The sequence below is a fragment of the Nocardia sp. NPDC050412 genome (genome assembly GCF_044458825.1).
In the GTDB taxonomy this organism is placed as follows: domain Bacteria; phylum Actinomycetota; class Actinomycetes; order Mycobacteriales; family Mycobacteriaceae; genus Nocardia.
The window spans coordinates 1-4,875 of the sequence record NZ_JBITIJ010000037.1 but is presented as its reverse complement, the minus strand read 5'-3'; the positions used below and the strand labels follow the sequence as shown (position 1 = coordinate 4,875).

The 4,875-nt window shown below is 62.9% G+C and carries 2 protein-coding genes; both read right to left on the bottom strand.

Going from position 1 to position 4,875, the window contains the following annotated elements; genetic code table 11:
* Positions 1–1,710: type I polyketide synthase (locus ACIBI6_RS41130; RefSeq protein ID WP_396960587.1), on the bottom strand; the 1,710-nt coding region annotated here is incomplete at its 3' end.
* A gap of 22 nt (positions 1,711–1,732) precedes the next feature.
* Positions 1,733–4,875 (bottom strand): type I polyketide synthase (locus ACIBI6_RS41125; RefSeq protein WP_396960585.1); only part of this gene is annotated, 3,143 nt, incomplete at its 5' end.

The window sequence follows — 4,875 nt, the reverse complement described above, 5'->3', positions numbered from 1 at the left end:
GAGCTCAGCGGCCATACCCGCCCACTGCGCACCCTGACCCGAAAACACCAACCCCGTCGAACCCGACACCACACGACCAGACACCACACCCGGCACCTGCACACCGCCAGCCAACGCACGCACACCCGCCAACAGACCATCACGACCCTCGGCCACCACAACCCCGCGATGCTCGAACACACCACGCGTCGACGCCAGCGAGAAACCGACATCCACCGGATCGTGGTCGCCCACATGCGACATCAAACGAGCAGCCTGATCGCCAAGAGCCTCACCACTACGCGCCGAAACCACCCAGGGCAGCAGGCCTCCAGCCGGAGCGATCCGCGCCACCGGGTCCGCCACCGGCTCGATCACAGGGGCTTGTTCGACGATTACGTGAGCGTTGGTGCCGCTGATCCCGAACGAGGACACACCAGCACGACGCGGCCGATCCACCTCCGGCCACGACTGCGGCTCGGTCAGCAACTCGATATTGCCTCGAGTCCAATCGACTTTGGTGCTGGGCTGGTCGACATGCAGCGTCATCGGCAACACACCGTGGCGCATCGCCATCACCATCTTGATCACACCACCCACACCCGCCGCGGCCTGGGCATGACCGATATTGGACTTCAACGAACCCAACCACAACGGACGATCCGCACCCCGCTCCTGCCCATACGTCGCCAGCAACGCCTGCGCCTCGATCGGATCACCCAACGTGGTACCCGTGCCATGGGCCTCCACCACATCCACATCGACCGCTGAGATACCGGCATTCGCCAACGCCTGGCGGATGACCCGACGCTGCGAGGGACCATTCGGCGCGGTCAAACCATTAGACGCACCATCCTGATTCACCGCCGAACCAGCAACCACCGCCAAAACCTGATGACCATTGCGCTGCGCGTCAGACAAACGCTCCAGTACCAGGACACCAACACCCTCGGACCACCCCACACCGTCGGCCGCATCCGCGAAGGACTTGCACCGCCCATCCGCCGACAAACCCCGCTGACGACTGAACTCGACGAAGGTCTCCGGGGTGGCCATCACCGTCACACCACCGGCCAACGCCAGATCACACTCACCCGACCGCAGCGACTGCGCAGCCAAATGCATCGCCACCAACGACGACGAACACGCCGTATCCACCGTGACGGACGGCCCCTCGAAGCCGAAAACGTACGAAACTCGACCGGAGGCAATAGCTCCCGCATTCGCGTTGGCCGGGTAGTCGTGATACATCATGCCGGTGAAAACGCCGGTCGAACTGCCACGCAGCGAACCGGCGTCGACGCCGGACCGCTCCAACGCCTCCCACGAAGTCTCCAACAACAAGAACTGCTGCGGATCCATCAACGCGGCCTCATTGGGACTGATACCGAAGAACGCGGGATCGAATTCTCCAGCCGAATGCAGGAAACCGCCCTCGCGGGTGTAGGTGCTACCCGGCGTTCGACCGGTTCGATCGTAGAGACGTGCTACATCCCAACCGCGATTTGCCGGAAACTCCGACGTCGCATCGCCCCCCTCCGCGACCAACCGCCACAGGTCCTCCGGCGAATCCACCCCACCCGGATACCGGCACGCCATGCCAACAATCGCAATCGGCTCGCGAAGGGCCGCGTCGAGCTTGCGGTTTCGAGCACGCAATCGCTCGGTCTCCTTGAGCGAGACACGCAACGCCTGCGCTAGCTTCTGGGTCTTGTCATCGGGGTTCGTCATGATTGATTCCAGGTCTTCCTAGTCAGTCCTCGGATGAGCTGTTGAAAGCCAGATCGATCAGGTCGTCGATCTCGAGCGCGTCAATCGATTCATCCGCGATGCTGTGATCGATTTCGCCATTTCTTTCCTGGCCCTGCGCAAGCTTCATCAGCGCATCCAGCAGGCCCGCCTCCTGGAGACGGGTGAGCGGAATTGTTTGAAGGGCTCGACGAATATCGTTTTCCGGCAGATCGGCCGACTCGTCGGAGTTGTGGTCGGTGAGTTCCTCACAGAGGTAGTCGGCCAGGACCTGTGGTGTCGGATAGTCGAACACCAGAGTCGCGGGCAGCTGCAAACCCGTCACAGTTTTCAGGGCATTGCGGAACTCGACAGCGGTGACCGAATCGAAACCCAACTCGCTGAACGCCTTGTCCACCTCGACCGCATTCGGGTTCTGATGACCCAGGATCGCCGCGACCTGGCCGCGAACAATCTCCTCCAGCACCCCGAAGCGCTCGTTTTCCGGCGCGTTGGCCAAACGAGCACGCAATGCCACAGCCGCGCCCGAGGCTGCTTTGCGACGCTGCGGGATCAGATCTGTGAACAAGGTCGAGGCCGATCCCGTGACGCGCATGCCATCCAGATCCACATGGGCAAGAACCAGCGTCGCCGCATCGATCCGGGTCGCCACGTCGAACAGTGCGAGACCTTGTTCTTCCGAGAGCGGCAGCACACCGGAGCGAGTTATCCGCTGCCGGTCAACGGCATCGAGGTCGGCGGCCATACCGCCGTCCATGCCCCACAAACCCCACGCAAGGGACTGCCCGGACCGACCGGACGCCCTGCGATGCGCCGCCAACGCATCCAAACACGCATTGGCCGCCGCATAGTTGCCTTGCCCAGCGTTGCCGAACGTCCCGGCCACGGAACTGAACAATACGAATGCCTTCAACCGGCGGTCCCGGGTCAATTCGTGCAGGTGCAGGGCGGCATCGACCTTGGGGCCCAATACCGTGTCCAACCGGTCCGGGGTAAGCGAACCGATCGCACCGTCGTCGAGCACACCGGCCATGTGGAACACACCCGTAAGTGGATGACCGGCAGGAACATTGGCCAGTACCGCAGCCAATGCATCACGATCAGCGGCATCGCACGCGACGAACTCGACTTGGGCACCGAGTCGCTCCAACTCGGCACGCAACTCGGCGGCCTCGGGCGCGGATCCACCACGACGACTCAACAGCAGCAAACGACGCACACCGCGTGCGGTGACCAGGTGCCGGGCGAACAACCCACCGAGCAACCCAGTCGCACCGGTGACCAGAACAGTGTCGTCGGAGGCGAAAGCGTCGGGCGTCGCGGCGGCCGCCTGAGCGGACGTCATTCGGGCCAGACGTGCCAGGTGAACCTGTCCATCACGCACGGCAACCTGCGGTTCCGCCGCAGCCAGCACCCCACCCAGCAACCCGTCGAGTCCGGAATCGGTGTCGATCAACACGATCCGGCCAGGATGTTCGGTCTGTGCGGAACGAACCAGACCAGACACGGCGGCACCGGCAAGATTCGTAATATCTTCCCCCGCAACCGATACCGCACCACTGGTTCGGACCACCAACACCGAATCAGCGAATCGAGGCGTTGTCGTCCAGGCCTGAAGAACCTCCAGAACCTCGTGGGTCGCGGAATGGACCGCAGCCGGATCATTACCGGTCGGACAGTCCAACACCACCACTGCCGGGACATCCTCGCCTAGATCCCCCCACCGCACTGCGGTCACCTCGACTTCGGGCACCGAGATCGGTGTCCAGCCAACCTGGAACAACGCATTCCGGACGCCGGACACACCGGAAGTGAGCTGCGCGGGATCTATCGGTCGAGACGCAAAATGCCGCACGGATGCCACCGGGACGCCCGTCGAATCCGCGAGATCCAGAGCAACGCCGTGCTCACCTCTCCGAGTGACCCGAACTCGCAACGCATCAGCCCCGGCCGCATACACACTGACGCCCGACCACTCGAACGGCAGCGCGACTTCATCTGTGCGCATATCCCCAGCTGAACGCAAAGCATGCAAAGCCGCGTCGAGCAACGCAGGATGCAAGCCGAAACCACCTGCCTCGGCACGGGCTTGTTCGGGCAAAGCGACCTCGGCATAGATTCCTTCGGTCCCACGCCATACCGATGTCAACGCCTGAAACACCGGACCGTACTGATACCCCTGGGCATCGAGCACGTCGTAAACACCATCGATATCAACAGCAGTGGCGCCAACCGGCGGCCACGAAACCAGATCGAAATCGGCCACCGTCTCACCCCGGGCAAGAACGCCGTCCGCGTGCAACGTCCACGATGGCGTCGTATCCGCAGCACCGTCAGGGCAGGAGAAGACCCGCACAGACCGATGACCCGTCTCGTCCTGGTCACCGATCACCACGCGTACCGCAACCCCACCGGTCTCCGGCAACACCAATGGCGCTTGCAGCACCAGCTCTTCCAGAATCGAGCAGCCGACCTGTTCCCCGGCATGCAAAACGAGCTCGACAAAGCCGGTACCGGGAAACAACACCGTGTCCATCACCTTGTGATCGGCCAGCCACGGTTGCGCCTGCACCGACAAGCGTCCACTGAGAGCGACTCCGTCGGAATCCGGTTGCGACACTACTGCCGAGATCAAAGGATGCTCGGTAGCCACAAAACCCATCGCCCGAGCCCCACCACCGACAGCAGCGGCCGCTTCGATCATCCAATACCGTCGACGCTGGAAAGCGTAGGTGGGCAAAGCAATTCGCTGCGCTCCCGTACCGGCATACATACCGGCCCAGTCCACATCGGCACCCGAGACGAACAACCCGGCCACCCCACCCAACAGCACCGAAGCATCAGCCCGATCCCGACGAGCCAACGCCACCACGGTTGCAGCCGCACTCGTCAATGCCGTTGTCTCTGCGCCATCGAGGATCTGGTTGACCATCGGAAACAGCACGGCATCCGGTCCGACCTCCGCGAACCGCACTACGCCCAAGTCCACGGCCGTTCGAACAGCGTCAGCGAAGCGCACCGCCTCACGAACCTGACCCACCCAATACGACGGATCACACATCTCATCCACAACCCGCACACCAGTCACCGTCGACACCAACGCGATACTCGGCCGGTTGAACACCAAACCCTCGATCACCGTCGCGA